The sequence below is a fragment of the Leuconostoc garlicum genome (assembly GCF_001998805.1).
Classification (GTDB): Bacteria; Bacillota; Bacilli; order Lactobacillales; family Lactobacillaceae; genus Leuconostoc; species Leuconostoc lactis.
Map to the genome: position 1 here is coordinate 1,226,496 of NZ_CP016329.1, position 21,305 is coordinate 1,247,800.

Consider the following 21,305-nt stretch of genomic DNA (forward strand, 5'->3'; position numbering starts at 1 on the left):
TGCTGTGCCGCGTTTTTTGTTGGCCAAAAAAGCCGCTGTTTTAAATCAAAACAGCGGCTTTTTTAATGGTTTATTTTCGCAAGATACGGAAGCCATAAATACCAAGGACACTAAGTAGTGAAACCGTGAAAATGGCAATTTGAGCACCGTAGTGTTGGGTTATTTTTTTCGGTGCGGGTTTGGGGTGTGTCGTCGCAACTTTTTGCGGCGTAGTTGTATGAGGCACAGGCGCTTTTTTAGCGGGCGTAGTCGGCGCTGGGGTCGATTTGGGTGCTGTTGGCACAGTTGCAGCTGCTACTGGTAACAGCGGCTGTTTCGTCGTTGTTACAGTCTGTGCCATCAGGCTTTTGGTGGCCTGAGGTTGCGCTGATAATACTGGTAACAGTGGTTGCAATGCGCTTGGTTGGTTGTGAGCCAATAGGGGTGTGGCTGCCTGATCGAACACCTGATCAGGTTTTAGTTGCAGATCAGGTGTTGTCTGCGGGATCTCAAAGATTGGCGCAGGAGATGTCGGCGCAGCATTGGGATCTTGTGACAATTTGAAATAGACTTGATAAGCATGATGATAGTCAAAACCAGGCAAATCAATGGCTACTTGCATATCTTCCAAAATAGCGGGTTGGGCTAATTCAGCTGCTGAAAGTGGCAACGTATATGTGAGAATATAGGCACTTCCAACCAGGTCAGCAGAAACTTGAGTGGCCTGCGTAAAGGCAATACTGTCTTTACCGTAGTTAGCGGGGACATTCGCGGTGAAAGTCAAGCTGCCCGAGCCATCCGCATGTCGGGTTAACGTCGCTGTCGGTAAAATATAATTGCTTGCCACGGAGGTTAAGTTCTGATTGTCGCCTTTCATAACGGACAATGTCACTGGTTCGGGTACAACATCAGGTGTTGGGGTGGGAGTGACGACAGTCTGCACCAATTTAATTGGTTGGATGAGGGACCCGCTAAATCGACTACTGAGTTTGTTAGCCCCAGCTGCATTGTCCCATGAGAAGCTAGTTTGCCCGTCGCCAGTCAGCCCTGAATAGTTAATTTGGTCAAGATTGACAGTGGCATTTAGCCCGCTTTGATACGTTAGCGGGATCACAGTACCATCAATGGCTTTAGCCGAGAGACGCGTGTTAAATTGAGCGGCATCACTGGGGATAGTCAAGGTTGGCATGGTGACAAATTGGAATTTAGCGTTGAGGTAGGTCAGCTTATTGAGCAGTTTTAGTGGACTCAAATCCCGTACTTGGTTACGTAAAATGGTTAAATTTCCGAGTTGGGTGAGATTTGCCAAGGGCGATAAATCCGTGACTTGGTTGTTGGATAAAGATAAATTCGCCAACTGAGTCAGCCCAGCTAGCGGTGATAAATCGCTAACGGCATCTTTACTGAAATCAAGATCGGTTAATTGTTTTAAACCGGCCAACGGTGATAAATCAGAAATGGTCCCGTTGAAATCAATCGCCAAATCTTGCAGGCTTGTCATGTTCGTCACGAGTTTCAAATCTTGGTTAGTCATGCCTAATTGTGAGAGATTCAGTTTTTTGAGTTGGGTTAAACGCTGTAACACACTAATGTTTGTTTGTGGATTATTCCCAGTTGTGAGGCTGGTGAGATGGTTGAGATTTGCAACAGGGCGCCAATCTGCGATTTGGTTACTGCCAAGGCTTAATGTCGTCAGCAACGGAAAGTTTGCGAGTCCGGTCACATCCGTGAGTTTGTTTCCAGATAAATCAAGCGTAGTGAGGGGAGCAGTTGGCGCCAGTGGTGGTAGTGTGGTGAGTTTGCTGTTGACTAACTTGAGCGATTGTAGTTGTGTCAGTTGCGATAAACCGGCTAGTTGCTGTGGCGCCGTACCATAAGCATCCCCAACGAGGTTTAGCTGTTGGATGGGCACTTGCCCTAATTTTGCTAAATCGGGGAGTTGATCAGCTTTATTTAGCCGTAAGCTCAGGTCGGTTAATTGCGTTAAGTGCTGTAGTGGTGTTAGGTCGCTGATGGCATTGCCGGTCAAATCTAATTGTTGTAGATTTTTGGCGAATTCCAGCCCTTTTAAATTGGTCACATCGCTATACGTTAAATTAGCCGTTGTTAATTTGGCCAAATTGGCTTGTGTCAGTGGGACATCTGGTCCGAGTAACTGTTGCAAATTGGTTTGCAAATTTTTATCGGGCAACCAAGTTGCTAAATCTGGTTCAGGTTGCGCAAGGGTTGGTGCACTACCTGAAACGTCAGCGGCAGCAATTTTCTGGGGTGACGTGGCAACGACTATTGCAAGTGCGGCAGTTGCCAAGAAAACCGTCACGTGTTTTCGACTCATGAGCTATTATCCTATCTTTCCTATTCTACTGTCAAAGGGACTAAGGCATTATTGTATCGCATTGCTTCTCATTTCACAATTTTATACAAAGGGTGATAATACCTAGACTACAAGCGCATGGAAAATAGCCGACAATCCCCAGCCAGCAAGGCATTTCACGCTTATCAAAGAGTATATAATGTGGTGTTTGACCAGTTTTATGGGAAATACGTCAATTGTAATAAAATGCGCGTGTTGCTACGGGGCCAATGAGTCACACGTCTTATCGTTCGATAAATTTATCACATTATAAAACTTTTTGACTTGTCAAAACGATATAATGGGTCTATTGCCTTTTTAGGGGTTGCCGTGATGAAAACGGCAACGGTGAGAAAGAAATAACGTTTGGTGGTGGTTGGTGTGTTTAAAAAAATTATTTTTGGGTGTCTAGTTGGCGCCATTGTTGGGACTGCCAACATGACTAGTGTGCAGGCCCAAGCAGTGCCTTACCAGGTTTTGAAGTACGGTACGCATGACGTCTCGTATGCCAGTGCTTATTTTGTGACGCCTGGTGACTTAGTGCCAGCTGGCGACCAGTATCGGGCGCAACTTGTCATTGCAACGCAGCACGAGTTGGGCCGTTTTCCAGTGACTATTTTGACGATTAATCAACAAAAACCAACGGTCACCCAGAGCACAAAAGGTAATACCGACTATTATACGTTTAGCTTTCTGGTCAAAAATCCCAACACGCTGTTAAGTGGCACGATGAAAGTCGACGTTGCGAGTTTAAATTATCACCATACTTATGATTTTAATTTGCAGTTTGACGCCAAAAATTTGCCAGCAGTTGCGCAACCAAAAACGGCTGCCGCTACAACTGGGCAGGCTCAGCCAACAGCGCCAGCATCAGCTAGCCAGACGCATAGCTCATCTAACACGACCGCAGCCGCATCGTCGCAGCAAGTGGTGCCGTCAGCTAACAGTAGCAGTAATGTCCAACCAGCCGTTGATCAACCAACGCCAGCGGCTACGTCGTCATCAGCCGAAGTATCCGCTGCGCAGCCCGCTCTTGTCGCCAAAGCGGCAACACCAACGCCACAACGTCATCAACAAGCGCCGCTATGGCCGGCAGCCTTAGCAGGGGTCTTGTTGGGTGGGCTGGGTATCGTTGGTCATATGATTTGGACCAAAAAACGACAGAAAGTGGGTTAACATGGCTAAAAAACAGGTGTTTGTTAGTGGCGTGATTTTGATAGTGCTCCTAATCGGTGGTATTGGCTACGCGGTGGCACAACGGCAAGCGCAACCAGCAAACCGACCGGTTGCGACAACAATGGCACAAGTGGCGATTTTTGATCGGTTAGGAGTACCGCTAGCAGCCGTGCCGACCAGTCAAGAACCGCTACCAGCGCGTTATGCGCAGTTGCCAAAAGTCGGTAATCATGTGAGTGTTAATTTTGAACAAATTCTCCGTGTTCATCCCAGTGTCGTGTATGTTGATGCGGCTTTAACGGCGGATTATGCTACCAAACTAAAGGCCAGCCAGATTAAAATGACGGCACTTGATTTCACAACTTACCAGCAGCTGACGCGCAATATTTTACAACTTGGCATGACCTATCATCAAGTTGCGGCAGCCCAAAAGTTACTGAAATCGCTTAAATTACCACCAAAAACGCTTAAAAAACCCGTGAAGGTTTTAATTTTGGTGGGGATGCCTGGCGGTGGCTTCTTGGTGGCAAATGCGCACAGTTATCTCGGTGATTTGGTTAAACGCGCCGGCGGTGAAGTTGTTGGCGGTGATGTGAATCAATCTTTGACCACACCAAATCCACAAGCGATTGCCCAAGAAAATCCAGCTGTTGTGATACGACTGGCTCATGCGATGCCAACCCAGGTCAAGCAGAGTTTTGATCAAATATTTCAGCAAGCGCCTTATGCGCATTTAAAAGCGACGCAAACAGGTCAAATTCATGATGTTTCGGCCCCTGATTTTGGTATGACGGCGAATTTACAAGTCGTGACGGCCTATCGCGATATTCAACAATGGCTGGCGGTGGCGCAATGAGACGATGGGGGATGCTGATCTTGTATCTGAGTATTGTGTTAGTTGTGGTGATAACGTTAGGTGTCCCGTTAGGACAGCAATGGCCGAGTTGGGATATTTTTTGGCAATTGCGCTTGCCCCGCGTGCTGTTTGCTTTAATCGGTGGGGCAATGCTAGCAGTTAGTGCCTTGATTTTCCAAACAACTTTACGGCATCACTATATTGATGCCAGTATGCTAGGTTTGGCGAGTGGCAGTGAGTTAGGCCTAGCCTTATTGACGGTGGGTTGGGCGCCCGCGTTGACCTATCGCGTGGCCATTGGGGCCGTGCTGGCGATGGGGTGGTTAGTCGTGTTGCGCCGCAGTGTCTTAAAAATGGGCCACCAACCCTTATTGTTGCCACTGGGTGGCCTCGCTTTGGCATTGTTTTTCAATGCTGGTACCAGTTTACTGACTAACCAACAAGGTTTGCTGGGAAAATCATTGGCCAATGTGACCGTGACCGACACTTGGTTGTTAACCGTGATTGGCTTGCTGGGGTTAATCTTCATACAATTACGACCGGCACAATTAGCATTATTTGCTTTGCCGCAGGGTCATATTGCACGTCTGGGCTATCCTGAATCACGATTAAGTTGGCCCTGGCAGCTCGTTGCAGCCGGTTATATTGGTGCGGTGAGTGCTGTATTAGGGACAATATTTTTTGTGGGGCTAATCGTAGCGCAATTAGTACGTTTTTGGTTTGGTGGCAGTGCGCAGCAACGGTTGTTGCCAACTGCGTTGTTTGGCACATTGGTCTTGAGTTTGAGTGATATGCTGGCACATAGTAGCCGCTATCCGATTGAATTACCCACTGGGGCAATGCTGATGTTGCTAACAGCCCCATTTTTTATGGTTTTATGGTGGCGACAATATGAAAATTAATGACTTAACCCTACCGCGTGATCTATTGCATGAGCAGACGGTATGCTGGCCTGATCAAGGGATAACCGTGATGCTTGGTCAAAATGGGGTTGGGAAATCAACGTTACTAGCTGAATTAGCCCGTCGATTACCGGAAGCGGCTTATTTACCGCAAAAAAATGACATTTACGACGATATTTCGGTACAAGCGGTACTAGTACTTGGCCAGCAACGTGCGACTCAACCGCCAAGTCTTGATGTGGTGGCGGCATTTGATCTCGCACCTTTATTGAAAATGGCCATGCGGACACTGTCTGGTGGCCAACAACAGCGCGTTTGGTTAGCGTTTATGCTGGTTCAACAGGCACCAATTTTATTACTAGACGAACCACTGTCAGCTTTAGATTTACGCTATCAAAAACGGTTGACGCAGTTACTGGTGACAGCACAGACAAGTGTCATCATGATTGTGCATGATTTAAACTATGCGCAACGGGTAGCAGATTGGATTTGGGTGATGCATGAGCAAACCATCCTTGCTGGTACGCCAAAAGAGATGCTGACGGATACGTTATTATCCGCTGTTTTCCAGACCACGATCCAACAGCAGATCACAGTGGCCGGACACCGCTATTTTGATAGTTAAGCACTAAAAAAGCAATCCATGTGGATTGCTTTTTATTAAGCGATTGTTTTGAGTTGACCGCGGACTTGATCCAATGAGGTGAGGCCTTTTTCTGCTAAAATGGCGGCTAATTCAGTTTCCAGCCGTTCAAAGACGCCAATGCCTTCAACCGCCAATTGTGAGCCGACTTCAACCAAATCGGCCCCACATAACACGTGGTCGTATACATCACGGCCAGTTGTGACACCACCAGTACCAATAATTTTGATATCGTCACGCAAGCGATCACGCAAAGCCCGAACATTAGCTAAGGCCGTGGCTTTTACAATTGTGCCACCCAAACCACCAAAGCCGGCTTTTGGCTTAATCACAACAGTATCAGTTTCAGGATCAATGACCAAGCCATTACCAATTGAGTTAATCGTGTTGACAAACGCGAGCGGGAATTTGTTTAAGATAGCGGCAATCATGTCAAAATGCACAATATCAAAATATGGGGGTAATTTAACGCCCAAAGGCTTAGTGAAGAAGGCGAATGCTTCGGTTAAAATAGCTTCAGTTGCTTCAAAGTCGTAAGCTGTTTGGGGCTTGCCTGGGACATTTGGACATGAGAGATTCAATTCAATCAAGCCGCCAAAATCTGAAGCTTCCAGTCGACGCAACATGTCTAAATTATCTTGCTTGGAAAGACCAGCAATTGAGAAGAAAATAGGTTTATCGGTTTGCTTTTGTGAGACGTAATCCATGTAGTAGTCAAACCCAGCATTGGGCAAGCCCATTGAATTAATCGTGCCAAGATTTTGTGCCATTTCGTAGTAACGTGGCGTGGGGTTACCTTCACGCAAGGCGGGTGTTGCCGACTTTGTCACCACGGCGCCAGTGTAATTGGAAGCCAGAACTGTGTCGAGCTCTTCTTTTGTCTGGCACATTACCCCAGCAGCATTTAGTAAAATGTGGTCAAAATTAAAATTTTGAATGGCGGCAGTTAATTGCATGTTTCGTCTCCTCAAATTCGTCAAAGTTCGCAAAATGTTAGTCCAAGTATATCAAAAAAATAAGCCGATAAAAAGGCCAAAGGTTGGGTATAATAGAAGTATGAAACAATTTAGAGTAGAAAACTTAAAAAGTACTTACGGCGAAAAAGTGTTATTTAACGATATCTCTTTTTTAATCACAGAAGGTGATCGGATTGGCTTAATTGGTGTCAATGGGTCGGGGAAAACCTCGCTTTTGAATGCCATTGCTGGCGTCAATCCAGCTGATGCCGGTCAAATCATCACGCAAAATGACTATACCATTGGGTATTTGACACAGAATCCGGACTTGGATCCAGATGCTCGCGTGATGGATGCAATTTTGTCGGGGGATCAACCCATTTTTCAAACGATTCGGCAATACGAATATGCGTTGCAACATTTTGGTGAACATCCGACTGATGAGAAGGCAGCCCAACAGTTTGAGGCGGCCCAAAATGCGATGGATCGTGATGACGCTTGGACAACTGAAGCGCATATTAAGGCGATTTTGACGCAATTGCATATGCCAGATTTACACCGAAAGGTGAGCGAACTTTCCGGTGGTCAGCGCAAGCGTGTGGGGTTGGCCCAAGTGTTAATTGAAGCCCCGGATTTGTTGATTCTTGATGAGCCAACCAACCATCTTGACTTTGATTCGATTGCTTGGTTGGAAAAGTTTTTGGCCAATTATAAAGGCGCTGTCTTGGTTGTGACCCATGATCGGTATTTCTTAGATGCCGTGGCATCGCGTATTTTCGAATTATCATTTGGTGAATTATACGAATATAAAGGGAATTATCAGGATTATATGGCCGGCAAGGCTGAACGGATCGCCAAGTCAAGAATTGCCGAACACAAGCAACAGCAGCTCTATAAACAAGAATTGGCCTGGATGCGTAAATCAGCACGGGCACGTACAACGAAGCAAACAGCCCGTGAAAACGCCTTTGCTGAACTAGAATCACAAATGGGAACGCTGAAGGTAGATGACGATGTTGCCGTGAATTTAGGCCAACAACGACTAGGGAAAAAAGTTATCGTCATTGAGCATGCGCAGTTACAGTTTGGCGATAAACGGATTTTGGATGATTTTAATTTGCGTGTTGCGGCGGGCGATCGGATCGGGATTACGGGTGAAAATGGCGCAGGGAAAACCACCTTTTTGAATGCCATTGCCGGGCAACTACCGTTAACCAGTGGCGTGATTGAGTTAGGCGAGACCGTTAAGATGGCGTATTATACGCAAGTAACGGAAACGATTCCTGAGGATAAGCGGGTAATTGCTTATCTATCTGATGTGGCCAGTTCGGTTACGGATAAAAATGGCAATCAAGTTAGTGTGTCTGAACTGCTGGAACAATTCCTATTTCCACCGTTTATGCATGGCACGTTGATTCGTAAATTGTCAGGTGGGGAAAAGCGCCGTCTGTATCTCTTGAAACTGTTGCTCCAGCAACCCAATGTGTTGTTACTGGATGAACCAACAAATGATTTAGATATTAGTACGTTGACGGTTTTGGAAGATTTCTTGAATGATTTTGCGGGTGCCGTGATGACGGTGTCACACGATCGGTATTTCCTTGATAAAGTGGCGAACCAATTGTATATGTTTCAAGGTGATGGCGTGGTGACGCGGTATGATGGCTTATTTAGTCAATACTTGGCCCAACAAGCAGCAGAAAAAACGGCCCAAGTTGCGAAAGTGGTCCAACCAAAACCAACAACACCAGCTGCGCCAGCTAAAAAGAAACTCACTTATCATGAAAAGAAGGAATGGGAAACGATTGAAGACGACATTACCGAATTGGAAACGCGTCTTCAAGCTATTCCTGATGAAATGGCTAAATTTGGCACGGATTATGTGAAATTAGGCGAATTACAAAAGGAACAAGATCAACTCGAAGCCGCGTTGGAAGAAAAAATGTTGCGCTGGGAATATTTGAGTGAGATTGTCACAGGCTAAAAACGATCTGGTAACAGGTCGTTTTTTTTTTTTTTTGAGCACGAGTGGCCGAAAACGTATGATGATTTAAGGAGTTTAACATGAACTTAAATCAACAGTTACTCGCCATTCATTTGACAGCTGGTATGGGGGCTAAAGCAGCACGTGCCGTGGTAACAGCCGTCACAGCAGTGCAAGTACCAACCATTTACCCTTGGCCGTTAGATCTTATTTTATCTTTTGGCGATCAACGCAGCCATCATTTGATCCGGCGGACATATAGTAGTGCAGTTGAACGCGCGCAACAGTGGTCGACACCTTATATGACGTATTTTGATTCGTATTATCCAGGTCGTCTACGAGAAATTTATGATGCGCCACTGGTCTTGTTTTATCAAGGTCATCTAGAAGCTTTAAGGTTACCCAGTCTATCCGTTGTGGGGACGCGAACAGCTACGCCGTATGGTTTAGCCGTATTGCGGTCGTTATTACCTGATGTCGTGCGGCAAGACGTCGCGATTGTGTCGGGTTTAGCAAAAGGCATTGATGTGATGGCGCATCAAATGACGTTGGCACAACGTGGCGTACCGATTGCCGTCATTGGTACAGGTATCGACGTAGCCTATCCCAAAGCACATCACCACTTGCAAACCCAAATTGGCGAACAAGGATTGGTCTTAAGCGAATATCCACCTGGCACCGGACCGCAAAAATCTCATTTTCCCGCACGTAATCGTATCATTGCTGGGCTGTCATCAGCGACATTGGTTGTTGAAGCGAAACAACATTCAGGTAGTTTAATCACGGCTAATTTTGCCTTACAGGAAAATCGTGATGTCCTAGCAGTGCCGGGGACAATTTTTTCAGCAACCGCACAAGGCACCCATGAATTGATTCAATTAGGTGCAAAATTAGTCGCAAAACCAACCGATATTCTCGAAAGTGTCCAAAACCTAGATACAATCTGATATGCTATATAATAAGAAGTGATTGGTAGGCATATCAAATGGTAGATACAGTAAAAAAAGCGACAAAAACAACAAAAAAAACAGCAACCAAAAAGCCGGCAAAGCGCAAGACGACGACTAAATCCAAGAAAAATTTAGTGATTGTGGAAAGTCCATCAAAGGCTAAAACAATTGAAAAATACTTGGGGAGTACGTATAAAGTTATTGCCAGTCTTGGGCATGTGCGTGATTTGCCGAAGTCCACTTTAGGTGTTGATGTTGATAATGATTACGATCCGAAGTACATTACGATTCGTGGTAAAGGGGATGTGATCAAGGGACTGCGTAAGGAAGCAAAAGCAGCTAAAAAAGTTTATTTGGCAAGCGATCCGGATCGTGAAGGGGAAGCCATTGCTTGGCACTTACAACATCTGCTTGATTTGGATCAGGACCAACCGAATCGCGTTGTGTTTAATGAAATTACCAAAGATACGGTCAAAAACGCTTTTAAAACACCACGGACAATTAATCAAGACCTCGTTGATGCGCAACAAGCGCGACGTATCCTTGATCGCTTAGTGGGTTATTCCATTTCACCAATTCTTTGGAAAACGGTTAAGCGTGGTTTGTCAGCTGGTCGCGTACAGTCTGTTGCGTTGGGATTAATCATTGCCCGCGAACAAGAAATTCAAGCCTTTGAACCAGAAGAATACTGGACATTAGATTCCGAATTTAAAAAATCACGGGCTAAATTCAAAGCCACGTTTTATGGCGTAGATGATCAAAAAACAAAATTGCCGGATCAGGCGCATGTGCAAGAAGTCATGCAACGTCTTGATCGTGAAGCGGATTTTGAGGTTGTTGCCGTAGAAGCCAAAGAACGGAAGCGCAACCCGCAGCTACCGTTTACCACGTCAACGATGCAACAGACAGCTAACACGCAGCTTAATTTCCGGACGCGAAAAACAATGATGACCGCCCAACAGTTGTATGAAGGGATTAACTTAGGGCGTGGCATTGGTCAAGTTGGTTTGATTACCTATATGCGTACGGATTCAACGCGTATCTCAACCGTAGCGCGCAACGCGGCGGCACAATATATTCATGAAACTTGGGGGCCGGAGTATTCACGCCACCAACCGTTAAAAGGTGATTTACCGGAAGGTGCGCAAGATGCCCATGAAGCGATCCGACCAACGGACGTCATGCGAACACCCGCCAGTATCAAAGATAAATTAACCCCTGATCAGTTTAAGTTGTATAGTTTAATCTGGTCACGATTTGTGGCCAGCCAAATGACACCTGAAATTTTGGACACGATGGCCGTCACGATTAAGCAAAACGGCGTGACGTTCCGGGCTAATGGGTCTAAAACTAAATTTCAAGGGTTTACCAAGGCGTATCCAGCCGCAAAAGAAAAAGATAATGCGCTACCAGAGTTAGCTGTTGGCGATCAGATTCGGTTAGCCAACATTAATCCGGAACAGCATTTCACTTTACCACCAGCACGGTATACAGAAGCAGCGCTGATTAAAGCGTTAGAAGAAAACGGGGTTGGGCGACCATCGACCTATGCGCCAACGCTAGATACCATTCAACGTCGAAATTATGTCAGAATTGATGCGCGTAAGTTTGTGCCAACGGAATTAGGGGAAATCGTACAAAAAATTGTCGTGGATAATTTTCCCGATGTCACGGATATACAGTTTACTGCCCGCATTGAACACGAGTTAGATGAAGTTGAAACGGGTGATAAGCAGTGGGTACCCGTGATTGATGCCTTCTTTAAGCCATTTTCAAAAGAAGTTGATAACGCTGCTGCAACCTTAGAAAAAGTCATTATGCACGATGAACTAGCTGGGATGGACTGTGAGGTTTGCGGATCACCGATGATTGTTAAAATGGGCCGGTATGGTAAATTCTTTGCTTGTGCACGTTTCCCTGATTGCCGACATACACAAACCATTATTAAAGAAATTGGCTTAACATGTCCAAAGTGTCATAAAGGCCAAGTGGTTGAACGTAAAACGAAGAAACAACGGACATTCTATGGCTGCTCACGCTATCCAGATTGTGATTTTGTCTCTTGGGAGAAGCCAACGGATAAAACCTTAGCTGATGGGACAACACCAAAAGAAACCGCAACAACAGATAATCAAAAATAATATTGTGCGATCATGATCAAAGACAGGTCATGGCACACAACCAAAACCAGTAAAAACGGCTGCCAGCAATGGCCGCCGTTTTTTGCATTAAATCGAGGGATATGATGAGTTGTAGGTTATTTTGAAAGTAGTCATGATAGCTGTCATGGAATTCACTGGGATAGGAAAGTGAATTTGACGTGTCAGTGAAAAAGTTACATTACGATAGCGCGCGAGTTATTTTGTGATAATTTTTTCATGTAATGACTAGTAGTGCTGATTTAATCACGCTAGATATCACGAAGGTAATGGTTTTGGGGCTTGCTATTATATCGGCCATGACCTATACTAAGTATGTGAAATGAAAGCGCTTACAAAAAGTGATCATATTTTGAAGGAGAGTAGTAACATGTCAGGTAATAAAATTTCAGCGGGTCTTGCGGCACTAAAAGTAATGTCAGGGTGGGGTGTCCACACAATGTATGGGATTCCATCTGGTACTTTGAGTGGTTTGATGAATGCCATGGGGCATCCTGATAATGACATTAAGTTTCTTCAGGTAAAACATGAAGAAGTTGGCGCAATGGCCGCTGTGATGCAATGGAAATTCGGTGGCAAATTGGGTGTGACAGTGGGATCAGGTGGTCCTGGAGCCACACATTTAATTAATGGGCTTTATGACGCTGCGATGGATAATATTCCAGTGTTAGCCATCTTGGGCTCAAAGCCTGTTCGTGAATTGAACATGGATTCATTTCAGGAATTAAACCAAAACCCAATGTACGAAAGCATTGCTGTTTATAACCGTCGTGTTGCCACTGCGGAACAATTGCCGCATTTGGTTGATGATGCGATCCGCACGGCCATCGCTAAACGTGGCGTTGCCGTGTTAGAAGTCCCAGCTGATTTTGGCTTTACAGAAATTGATGCTGACGCACTTTACTCTTCACCGCTTTATTCATCAGGTTTGACTTATAAAGAATACCGTTCAGCCCCAGTGGACGAAGCCGATATTGATGCGGCGGTAGAACTGTTGAACCAAGCAAAGCGACCAATCATCTATGCTGGAATTGGGACAATGGGACATGGCCCAGCCGTCCAAGAATTATCCCGTAAGCTTAAAGCACCGATTATTACGACAGGGAAGAACTTTGAAACATTTGAGTGGGATTTTGAAGGCTTTACGGGCTCAACGTTCCGTGTTGGTTGGAAACCAGCCAACGAAGCTGTTTTGGAAGCTGATACGGTCTTGTTTGCGGGGACAAACTTCCCATTCTCTGAAGTTGAAGGGACTTTCCGCAATGTTAAGAAGTTCATCCAAATTGACAGCAACCCTGCCATGTTAGGTAAGCGTCACCGCAATGATGTGGCGATCTTAGGGGATGCTGGTGAGGCCATTACGGCAATTTTGGATAAGGTGACTGCAGTTTCTGATTCGCCATGGTGGCAAGCTAACGTTAAAAATGTTCAAAACTGGCGTCAATATCTGAACCGCTTGGAACAAAAAACTGAAGGCGATTTACAAGCTTATCAAGTCTATCAGGCGATTAATAAGTATGCCGACGAAGATGCGATTTTCTCAACTGATGTTGGTAATGTGACGCAAATGTCAGTACGTCACTTGCATATGACGCCTAAGAATATGTGGCGGACGTCACCATTATTTGCCACAATGGGCATTGGGTTGCCAGGTGGGATTGGGGCTAAAAACACTTATCCTGACCGACAAGTCTGGAACTTAATGGGTGATGGCGCTTTCTCAATGACATACCCAGATGTGGTGACTAACGTGCGTTATAACTTACCAGTAATTAACGTCGTGTTTACCAATACGGAATATGGCTTCATTAAAAATAAGTATGAAGATACGAATACGTATAACTTCGGTGTTGACTTTACCGACGTTGATTATGCGAAGATTGCGGAAGCCCAAGGGGCAGTTGGTTTAACTGTGCGCCGCATTGAAGATGTCGATCGGGTTGTGAAAGAAGCCGTTGACTACTACAACCAAGGTCGCGTGGTTGTGATTGATGCAAAAATCACGAAGGATCGACCAATCCCAGTTGAAACGTTAAAGCTTGATCCAAAGTTGTATAGCGAAGATGTCATTACAGCCTATAAAGAACGGTATGAAGCACAAGATCTTGTGCCATTCCGTGAATTCCTTGAAGCTGAAGGCCTAACGTCACAAGTTGTTGCAGCAGCTACTGGTAATAAATATAGTTTTTAAGCGCAACTCGCGATGTGTTAAATAGCGGTGAGCTAAAAAGGTCAGATACTTGTGTATCTGACCTTTTTTTGCGCATCTGTGGTGATAATGCCTGTTATGGTGTAGGATTTGGCTTTGCAATCATGGTTTAACGTCACCATGATTGCAGTCACTATAAATTCAAAACCGCCCATAGCCTTTTTGGCGATTTTTTTTAAGATTTCTGACGCGCTTTGCTTCAGATTTGCTGCCAAAATAGCGATTGAACTTATCTTCAGCAATTTCTGATGCTGACATTTGCGTGTACTTATTTTCTCGTAATATTTTTTGATAATTGTCGAAGCGTTTTTGAGATAAGCGACCGCTTGCTATTGCTGAAAAAATGGCGCAATCCGGTTCACCATGATGTTGGCAATTTTTATAGCGACAGTTTTGAGCCAAAAGCGCAATATCTTCAAAAGTTTCCTCGGTATTGCCAACATCAATTTGTAATTCTCGCATACCTGGTGTATCGATGATCTGACTACCATTTTTTAATTGAAATAATTGTCTATGGGTAGTGGCGTGTTTACCTTTATGGTCACGCATGCGAACTTGTTTCGTCTGCATGGCTTCATAGCAAAGAAGATTGTTGATCAACGTTGATTTTCCGACGCCAGATGAGCCAATAAACACAACAGTTTGTGGTTGAGCCAATAAAAAATGTTTTAATGAAGCAAACTCATGACTGTCTGCCACGAAGATAGGTAACGATTTGGCAATTTGTTTAAGGGCTGCCATTTTGTTTTCTAAATCAACAACTAAATCAGCTTTTGTCAAAATGATGGCCGGTTGGGCACCGCTTTCCCAAGCGACAGATAGGTAACGTTCGATGCGACTTAAATTGAAATTTTGATCAAGTGAGGTGGTGACAAAAACAATGTCGATATTGGCCGCAATCGGCTGAACAGTATGACTGCTGCCAGAAGTGACGCGTGACAGTAAACTTTTGCGTGGACAAACGCGATGAATAATCGCTATTTTATCAAAAGGTGAATGTGTTATTGCCACAATGTCGCCCACAACAGGATATGATAACGACGTGCTAATATTGTAAGCGAACTGGCCAGAAATTTTTGCTAACAAAACGTCGTTGGCCAACGCATGATGTTTAGCAACGGTATATAAATCATGATTTTGTGACACAACAGTCGCAAAAAATGTGGTTGAACTTTTTTTCTAACATATCAAGATCCTTGATTAAATAGTATCACAACTAGAAAAGTAATGAAATATTAACGAATTGAAGTGTTTAACTAATAAACAACTTATTTCACTCTAATGTATCAGAGGAGGGATTTTATTGTCGATGTCGTGGCTTATTTTCCGTATTGACCAGAGAGCGAACATGAGAAAATGCCAAGATACCTCAAAATAAAGTGAAAAAAGTCTAGTCATTACTGCTCGAAAACACAATATAGGATATCTAAACCAGAAAAAAGTTAAAAGGTTATCAATTTTTGGTTTGGTGCTAATGGGCTCACGTTATTTTTGGTTTACATAATCTGGTAACTTAAAAATAAAAATGCCGTCATATCAACGATTGCACCGAAACAAATGACTTGACAAGTTGCGCGTAAAAACGTATAATTTTTTGTACAGTTCATTCGTGTCGCAGACTGTGGTCTGCGACTTTTATTATTGAAAGGCGGCCATGGCAAGTCGAATCCCAGATGCCTTCATTGATGAAGTGCGTAAAAAAGTGAATATCGTTGATGTGATCGGGGAATATACACAACTGGTTAAACGCGGACGCCAATGGAACGGATCGTGTCCTTTCCATGATGATCGCCATCCATCACTCTTTGTTGAAGAAAACAAGCAGGTCTTTAACTGTTTTTCTTGTGGTCGTTCAGGCTCTGTCTTTTCTTTTATCATGGAAAAAGAAGGGCTGAGCTATCCTGAAGCGGTCCTATCTTTGGCTGAAAAAGCGGATATGCCAGTTGATCAACAATTGACAGCGCAAGCCGCTCATCCCATTGACAGTCGCACGCAAGCCATTTATGATTTGCATTCCGCGGCACAACGGTTGTATCAGCATATTTTATTAAATACCACATCAGGCGAAACAGCTTTAGCTTATTTACACGATAAGCGGCAGTTATCTGATGCGGTCATCAAGCAATTTGGGATTGGTTTTGCGCCGGATGACAATGTGTTATTGCAATATGCCAAGGGTCAAAATATCGCACCAGATATCCTGCAAGCATCAGAATTGTTTATTACAAATGATCAAGGCGTGATGCGTGATCGTTTTGCGGGACGGATTGTGTGGCCAATCAAGACGGCACGTGGCCAAGTGGTTGGTTTTTCTGGGCGTGCGCTCGCGTCAGATAACACCATCAAATATATGAACAGCCCAGAAAGTCCATTTTTCACAAAAGGCAAAATTCTTTATAATTTTGATCGTGCTAAAAATCAGATGCGACAAACCAATACAGCACTGATTTTTGAAGGTTTTATGGATGTTATTTCGGCAGACATGGCGGGCAAAACTATGGGTGTTGCCACGATGGGAACGGCTTTAACCCCAGAACATGTTCAGCAATTGGCACGGGTTGCCCAACGTATTTTACTCGTTTACGATGGGGATGAAGCAGGCCAAAAGGCAGCCAAACGCGCGATTACGTTAATTCGCACGCATGCGCAACAAGTTGAGATTGGGATCGTACATTTGCCAGATCAATTAGATCCGGATGATCTACGGATTCAGCGTGGCACAGCTGCCTTGCAACAAGCCTTGGAACAAAATATTCAAACACCGGTTGAATTCTTGGTCAACGCTGCTCGGACTGGGAAAAATCTCAGCAACCAAGTGCAGTATCTGGCTTTTTTGCAAGAGGTGATGCAAACCTTGCAACAAGCCACGCCAGTTGAACAAGATTTACAACTGACCAAAATCGCCAATGAGTTTGGCACTTCAAAACAAGCGTTGCAGGCACAGTTGCAACAAACGTTGGCCCAAAGTCGGGCCAGGCCAGCTGCTACGCAAAATTATTCAAAACGTGTGTCAAAAGCCTACACCGATCAAATGACACCACCACCCGCAGCACCAGCTGATAGTGAGCCGCGGGTTGGGCAACGCTTAACTAAAGTTGAGCAGGCGGAACGCGCCTTGCTTATGGCCATGATTAAGTCACCACAGGTATTGGCCCAGGTCAAAGCGACCACGGGGTTTGCGTTTGTGCATCCAGATTATCAATTATTGATGATGTTGGCGGCTATTTATCAAGGGCAACATCCAGAACCATTTGATTTAGCGCAGTTTATGGATTTTATCCAGAAACCAGCTTTAAATCAAAAAATTATGGCTATTGATCGGGCTTATGGTGACCTTACCATTGAGCATGAGGCGATTCGTGATTATTTGCAAATCATTATGGAAGAGGCGCCGATTGAAGCACGCGTACAAGAATTACAACAATTGATCAACGTCGCTAAGCAACAACATGATGACACCAAGTTGTTGCAACTGATGACAGAATTGATCAACCTCAAGAAACAACATTCAGGGTAAGTGGCTTAGGCCAAAGATCCGGTGATAACGATTAACCCGTATATTAGGAGAAGTAAGACATGGCAACTAATTTATCTTCAAGCAAAATCTCAGATATCAAAGATTATCTTGATTCACAAAACATTTCATATAATAGCCGTGCCAAGAAAGCGGAGTTACTCGCTTTGGCACAAGGTAAAACACCAGAGGAAGCTGCTGCTGCCGGTCGTGCCTCAAAGCCAAAAGCGGCTAAAAAGTCAGGGATTATTAAGAGCCCAGAATATGACAAAGCCGTCAAGGCGTTGATTGCTGAATATAAGCCAGCCAAAGAAGTGACGTATGCCACTTTGTCAGAACGTTTGGCAGAACCGTTCCATTTGGATGGTGAAAATATTGAACGCTTGATGGAAAAAGTTGAAGATGCTGGTGTGGCCATCGTGGATGAAAAGGGTGAACCAGCACCAGAAGTCTTGCAAGCAAAGCAAAACAAGCCTTCTAAAGAAGAACTTGATCAAGCTGAAGATACGCCAGCTGGGATTAAAATCAATGATCCTGTGCGGATGTATTTGAAAGAAATCGGCCGCGTAAACTTGCTAAAGGGTGATGAAGAAATTAACATTGCCAAGCGTATTGAAGCTGGGGATGTAGAAGCCAAGCAAGAATTGGCAGAAGCTAACTTACGTTTGGTGGTCTCAATTGCCAAGCGTTATGTTGGTCGTGGCATGCAATTCTTGGATTTGATTCAAGAAGGTAACATGGGCTTGATGAAGGCTGTTGACAAGTTTGATTACACGAAGGGCTTTAAGTTCTCAACTTATGCCACTTGGTGGATTCGTCAAGCAATCACACGTGCCATCGCCGACCAAGCACGTACCATCCGTATTCCAGTCCACATGGTCGAAACCATTAACAAGTTGATTCGTATCCAACGTCAATTGTTGCAAGATTTGGGTCGTGAACCCTTGCCTGAAGAAATTGGGGCTGAAATGGATTTGACACCAGATAAGGTTCGTGAAATCTTGAAGATTGCGCAAGAACCCGTGTCGTTGGAAACACCAATCGGGGAAGAGGATGATTCACATTTGGGCGACTTCATTGAAGATAACGAAGCCATTTCACCAGCTGACTCAGCTGCTTATGAAATGTTGCGTGACCAATTAGAATCAGTTTTGGAAACGTTGACGGATCGTGAAGAAAACGTCTTGCGTTTGCGTTTTGGTTTGGAAGACGGTCGTACCCGGACACTTGAAGAAGTTGGTCGTGTCTTTGGGGTTACCCGTGAACGAATTCGTCAAATCGAAGCAAAAGCTTTGCGTAAGTTGCGCCACCCAAGTCGTTCAAAGCAATTGAAGGACTTTATGGATGACGGTAACATCTAATCTTAAAAGCCACGCGTTGCGTGGCTTTTTTTTGCGCCCTATGTTATGCTGGTAATTAGCGGTTCATCAACCATCCCGCTTAAAAAAACTAGGAGATTGCCATCATGCAAAAAAATTTAACAACAACTAACGGCCGTCAGGCGCATAACATCACCCTAATTGCGGTAGTAGCAGCGATTTACGCAGCGATTACGTTCGTGATTCAACCGATTGCTTTTGGACCAGTCCAATTACGCGCTTCGGAAGGGCTTAATCATTTGGCCGCTTGGAACAAGCGCTATGTGGTGGCATTAGGGATTGGGGTCTTTATTGCAAACTTGGTCTCACCACTTGGTTGGATTGACTGGGTATTTGGGACACTGGGTACCGTGATTATGACTGGGGTGACGTATCTTTTGGCACGACGTGTTACTAGTGCCTTAATCAAAATTATTATCAGTACCGTTGTCGTATCGACGTTGGGGATGGCGATTTTGGCGGCTGAATTTACTTTTGCCTTTAATATTGGTGCTAGTGGTGCCTTCCCGTCAGGGGCTAAAGGTGGTCTGATGGCGCAATGGCTGGCGTATTATGTGAGTTTAGTACCAGGTGAATTGGCCTCACTGATTATTGGTGGTGTCGTCATTTACGCGTTGAGTAAAATTGTGGATTTGAGTAAATAATGATTGAACAAGATTATCAAAACAAGCATATTTTAGTAACCGGTGCCGCTTCAGGCATCGGTTTTTCGCAACTTGAGACTTATTTGGCTGCGGGTGCGAACGTCTATGCGTTGGACTTTCAACCTATTTCGCTGGTGCATCCGCGTTTACAAACTTATCAAATTGATTTACGGGACCATGAAGCTTTAACCGCGCTAGCGACTGACCTGACCAATCGCGTTGATTTTGATATTTTACTTAACACGGCTGGTGTGCTCGATGACTATCAGCCGTCGTTGGCCACTAATTTGGCAGAATGGCAGCGCGTACTCGACACGAATCTAACGCCAATGTTTATTTTAAGTAATGCCGTATTACCGGCGATGCTGGCGCGTGGCTATGGCCATATCATTAATATGGCCTCGATTGCAGGCTTTTCGGCTGGTGGCGGCGGAGCCGCTTATACCACGAGTAAGCATGCCATTATTGGTTATACCAAGCAGCTCGCCTTTGATTATGCGCCGCAAGGGTTGCATGTCAATGCCATTGCCCCAGGGGCGATTGCGACGCCGATGAACGCGGCTGATTTTGCTGGTGAGGGGGTGATGGCCAAACAAGTCGCGGCCCAAACACCTGCCCGTCGTTGGGCTACCGCGCAAGAAGTCGCTGATTTGACGTTATATTTAACCAGTCCACAGGCTGATTACATTAATGGTGCGGTTTTGCCGATTGATGGGGGCTGGACATTAGGGCATTAAAGGCAGATGTGACAGAGTCAAAAATTGATGTTATACTGAACTTATTTCTAGGGGGGATAACAAGTAGTATGTCAATTTTAGAAGAAATTATGGCGGATCCGGAAAATGCGGCTTTTACCCAAAAGGGTTGGCAACCTATTTTTTCGGCACCAGCAACGGCCAAAATTGTCATTATTGGCCAAGCACCGAGCCGAAAAGTGCAAGATAGTGGCATTATGTGGCATGATGCCTCTGGGGACCGCTTGCGTGAGTGGTTGGGCGTTGATGAAACGACCTTTTATGATTCTGGTTTGTTCGGTGTCATTCCGATGGATTTTTATTTCCCCGGTAAGGGCAAGTCGGGTGATAAGCCACCGCGTGCCGGGATAGCTGAGAAATGGCATCCACGCCTTTTGGCGCAAATGCCTGATGTTGAACTGATGATTTTAATTGGTGCCTATGCCCAACGGTACTATCTCGACTTGTCACCAAAGGATACCATCACAGCAACCGTGAAAAATTATGCGCATTATTTGCCGCGCTATTTCCCGATTGTCCATCCGTCACCACGGAATAATATTTGGCTGAAAAAGAATCCGTGGTTTTTGCAGGACGTTGTGCCAGCACTACAAACCACCGTTCACAATATTTTAAAATAAACGAGCAACCAATCATGTTGAATGATTGGTTTTTTTGTGATGTGATGAGGTTATCATAATAAAATTCAATTTAACTTTTATTAGTGAGGTTGATGCGCTATAATAAGGCAAGCAATAATGTGTGATATATCACAAATAATCAGAAGGAGTTTAGCGGATGATAATGCATGTCCCATAGACCGGCCAATAACCGAGAATACTTGCCCAGACACAATGTAGCGTTGCT

At 44.7% G+C, this 21,305-nt stretch carries 16 protein-coding genes and 1 riboswitch; of the genes, 13 read left to right on the plus strand and 3 right to left on the minus strand.

The genetic code is table 11. The features are described 5' to 3' along the window. Positions 1-70 precede the first annotated feature (70 nt). Positions 71-2,314: a leucine-rich repeat domain-containing protein gene (locus A9176_RS06250; RefSeq protein ID WP_077282651.1), complete on the minus strand. Its 2,244-nt coding sequence runs from the start codon at positions 2,312-2,314 to the stop codon at positions 71-73. Positions 2,315-2,713: 399 nt separating this feature from the next. Between A9176_RS06250 and A9176_RS06255 the strand changes: the two genes are divergently transcribed. From A9176_RS06255 to A9176_RS06270, 4 genes are read left to right on the plus strand one after another with little or no spacing between them, the layout of a single operon-like run. After that, positions 2,714-3,508, plus strand: coding sequence for an NEAT domain-containing protein (locus A9176_RS06255; RefSeq protein WP_157093701.1), 795 nt, complete (start codon positions 2,714-2,716; stop codon positions 3,506-3,508). A 1-nt stretch (position 3,509) separates the two neighbouring features. Beyond that, the gene (locus tag A9176_RS06260; protein ID WP_077282655.1) at positions 3,510-4,364 is read left to right on the plus strand and encodes an ABC transporter substrate-binding protein; all 855 of its coding nucleotides are present in this window, start codon (positions 3,510-3,512) and stop codon (positions 4,362-4,364) included. Further along, a complete protein-coding gene (locus A9176_RS06265; RefSeq protein WP_172643214.1) occupies positions 4,361-5,266 on the plus strand; it encodes an iron chelate uptake ABC transporter family permease subunit in 906 nt (301 codons plus the stop codon). Before A9176_RS06260 ends, A9176_RS06265 begins: the two co-directional genes overlap by 4 nt. After that, positions 5,256-5,891 carry an ABC transporter ATP-binding protein gene (locus A9176_RS06270; protein WP_077282659.1) on the plus strand — a complete coding sequence of 212 codons (636 nt, stop codon included), beginning with the start codon at positions 5,256-5,258 and terminating at the stop codon, positions 5,889-5,891. The genes A9176_RS06265 and A9176_RS06270 overlap by 11 nt, the downstream gene beginning before the upstream one ends. 35 nt (positions 5,892-5,926) lie before the next feature. On the opposite strand, the gene A9176_RS06275 is transcribed toward A9176_RS06270, so the two are convergent. Then, entirely contained in the window at positions 5,927-6,865 is a 939-nt protein-coding gene (locus tag A9176_RS06275) for a dihydroorotate oxidase (protein WP_077282661.1), read from the minus strand. A 100-nt stretch (positions 6,866-6,965) separates the two neighbouring features. Here A9176_RS06275 and A9176_RS06280 point away from each other — a divergent pair, with 100 nt between their 5' ends. The 4 genes from A9176_RS06280 (at position 6,966) to spxB (ending at position 14,149) form a co-directional block, all read left to right on the plus strand. After that, positions 6,966-8,849, plus strand: coding sequence for an ABC-F family ATP-binding cassette domain-containing protein (locus A9176_RS06280; protein ID WP_077282663.1), 1,884 nt, complete (start codon positions 6,966-6,968; stop codon positions 8,847-8,849). Positions 8,850-8,929: 80 nt separating this feature from the next. Then, positions 8,930-9,796: a DNA-processing protein DprA gene (gene dprA, locus A9176_RS06285; RefSeq protein WP_077282665.1), complete on the plus strand. Its 867-nt coding sequence runs from the start codon at positions 8,930-8,932 to the stop codon at positions 9,794-9,796. Positions 9,797-9,834: 38 nt separating this feature from the next. Continuing rightward, the gene (topA, locus tag A9176_RS06290; protein WP_077282667.1) at positions 9,835-11,940 is read left to right on the plus strand and encodes a type I DNA topoisomerase; all 2,106 of its coding nucleotides are present in this window, start codon (positions 9,835-9,837) and stop codon (positions 11,938-11,940) included. Positions 11,941-12,328: 388 nt separating this feature from the next. Further along, positions 12,329-14,149, plus strand: a complete 1,821-nt coding sequence (gene spxB / locus A9176_RS06295; RefSeq protein WP_029509339.1) for a pyruvate oxidase — start codon at positions 12,329-12,331, stop codon at positions 14,147-14,149. A 159-nt stretch (positions 14,150-14,308) separates the two neighbouring features. On the opposite strand, the gene rsgA is transcribed toward spxB, so the two are convergent. Beyond that, positions 14,309-15,253 carry a ribosome small subunit-dependent GTPase A gene (rsgA, locus tag A9176_RS06300; protein WP_207650667.1) on the minus strand — a complete coding sequence of 315 codons (945 nt, stop codon included), beginning with the start codon at positions 15,251-15,253 and terminating at the stop codon, positions 14,309-14,311. Between the two features lie 568 nt (positions 15,254-15,821). Here rsgA and dnaG point away from each other — a divergent pair. The 5 genes from dnaG to A9176_RS06325 all read left to right on the plus strand — a co-directional run bounded on the left by dnaG (position 15,822) and on the right by A9176_RS06325 (position 21,079). Beyond that, entirely contained in the window at positions 15,822-17,684 is a 1,863-nt protein-coding gene (dnaG, locus tag A9176_RS06305; RefSeq protein WP_077282671.1) for a DNA primase, read from the plus strand. Between the two features lie 59 nt (positions 17,685-17,743). Further along, a complete protein-coding gene (gene rpoD, locus A9176_RS06310; protein ID WP_010001570.1) occupies positions 17,744-19,042 on the plus strand; it encodes an RNA polymerase sigma factor RpoD in 1,299 nt (432 codons plus the stop codon). 52 nt (positions 19,043-19,094) lie between these two features. Next, a riboswitch (PreQ1 riboswitch) is annotated at positions 19,095-19,140 on the plus strand. A gap of 6 nt (positions 19,141-19,146) precedes the next feature. Beyond that, complete coding sequence (locus A9176_RS06315; RefSeq protein ID WP_010004500.1) at positions 19,147-19,704, plus strand: QueT transporter family protein; 558 nt, start codon at positions 19,147-19,149, stop codon at positions 19,702-19,704. Beyond that, entirely contained in the window at positions 19,704-20,441 is a 738-nt protein-coding gene (locus A9176_RS06320) for a 3-oxoacyl-ACP reductase (RefSeq protein ID WP_077282673.1), read from the plus strand. Before A9176_RS06315 ends, A9176_RS06320 begins: the two co-directional genes overlap by 1 nt. 68 nt (positions 20,442-20,509) lie before the next feature. Next, positions 20,510-21,079, plus strand: a complete 570-nt coding sequence (locus tag A9176_RS06325) for a uracil-DNA glycosylase family protein (RefSeq protein ID WP_077282675.1) — start codon at positions 20,510-20,512, stop codon at positions 21,077-21,079. The last annotated feature ends 226 nt before the right edge of the window (positions 21,080-21,305 follow it).

What these genes read in the sequence shown, in the direction of transcription:
- A9176_RS06250 (WP_077282651.1), bottom strand. Translation starts at nt 2,314, where the DNA reads ATGAGTCGAAAACACGTGACGGTTTTCTTGGCAACTGCCGCACTTGCA.
- A9176_RS06260 (WP_077282655.1), top strand. Translation starts at nt 3,510, where the DNA reads ATGGCTAAAAAACAGGTGTTTGTTAGTGGCGTGATTTTGATAGTGCTC.
- A9176_RS06265 (WP_172643214.1), top strand. Translation starts at nt 4,361, where the DNA reads ATGAGACGATGGGGGATGCTGATCTTGTATCTGAGTATTGTGTTAGTT.
- A9176_RS06270 (WP_077282659.1), top strand. Translation starts at nt 5,256, where the DNA reads ATGAAAATTAATGACTTAACCCTACCGCGTGATCTATTGCATGAGCAG.
- A9176_RS06275 (WP_077282661.1), bottom strand. Translation starts at nt 6,865, where the DNA reads ATGCAATTAACTGCCGCCATTCAAAATTTTAATTTTGACCACATTTTA.
- A9176_RS06280 (WP_077282663.1), top strand. Translation starts at nt 6,966, where the DNA reads ATGAAACAATTTAGAGTAGAAAACTTAAAAAGTACTTACGGCGAAAAA.
- dprA (WP_077282665.1), top strand. Translation starts at nt 8,930, where the DNA reads ATGAACTTAAATCAACAGTTACTCGCCATTCATTTGACAGCTGGTATG.
- topA (WP_077282667.1), top strand. Translation starts at nt 9,835, where the DNA reads ATGGTAGATACAGTAAAAAAAGCGACAAAAACAACAAAAAAAACAGCA.
- spxB (WP_029509339.1), top strand. Translation starts at nt 12,329, where the DNA reads ATGTCAGGTAATAAAATTTCAGCGGGTCTTGCGGCACTAAAAGTAATG.
- dnaG (WP_077282671.1), top strand. Translation starts at nt 15,822, where the DNA reads ATGGCAAGTCGAATCCCAGATGCCTTCATTGATGAAGTGCGTAAAAAA.
- rpoD (WP_010001570.1), top strand. Translation starts at nt 17,744, where the DNA reads ATGGCAACTAATTTATCTTCAAGCAAAATCTCAGATATCAAAGATTAT.
- A9176_RS06315 (WP_010004500.1), top strand. Translation starts at nt 19,147, where the DNA reads ATGCAAAAAAATTTAACAACAACTAACGGCCGTCAGGCGCATAACATC.
- A9176_RS06320 (WP_077282673.1), top strand. Translation starts at nt 19,704, where the DNA reads ATGATTGAACAAGATTATCAAAACAAGCATATTTTAGTAACCGGTGCC.
- A9176_RS06325 (WP_077282675.1), top strand. Translation starts at nt 20,510, where the DNA reads ATGTCAATTTTAGAAGAAATTATGGCGGATCCGGAAAATGCGGCTTTT.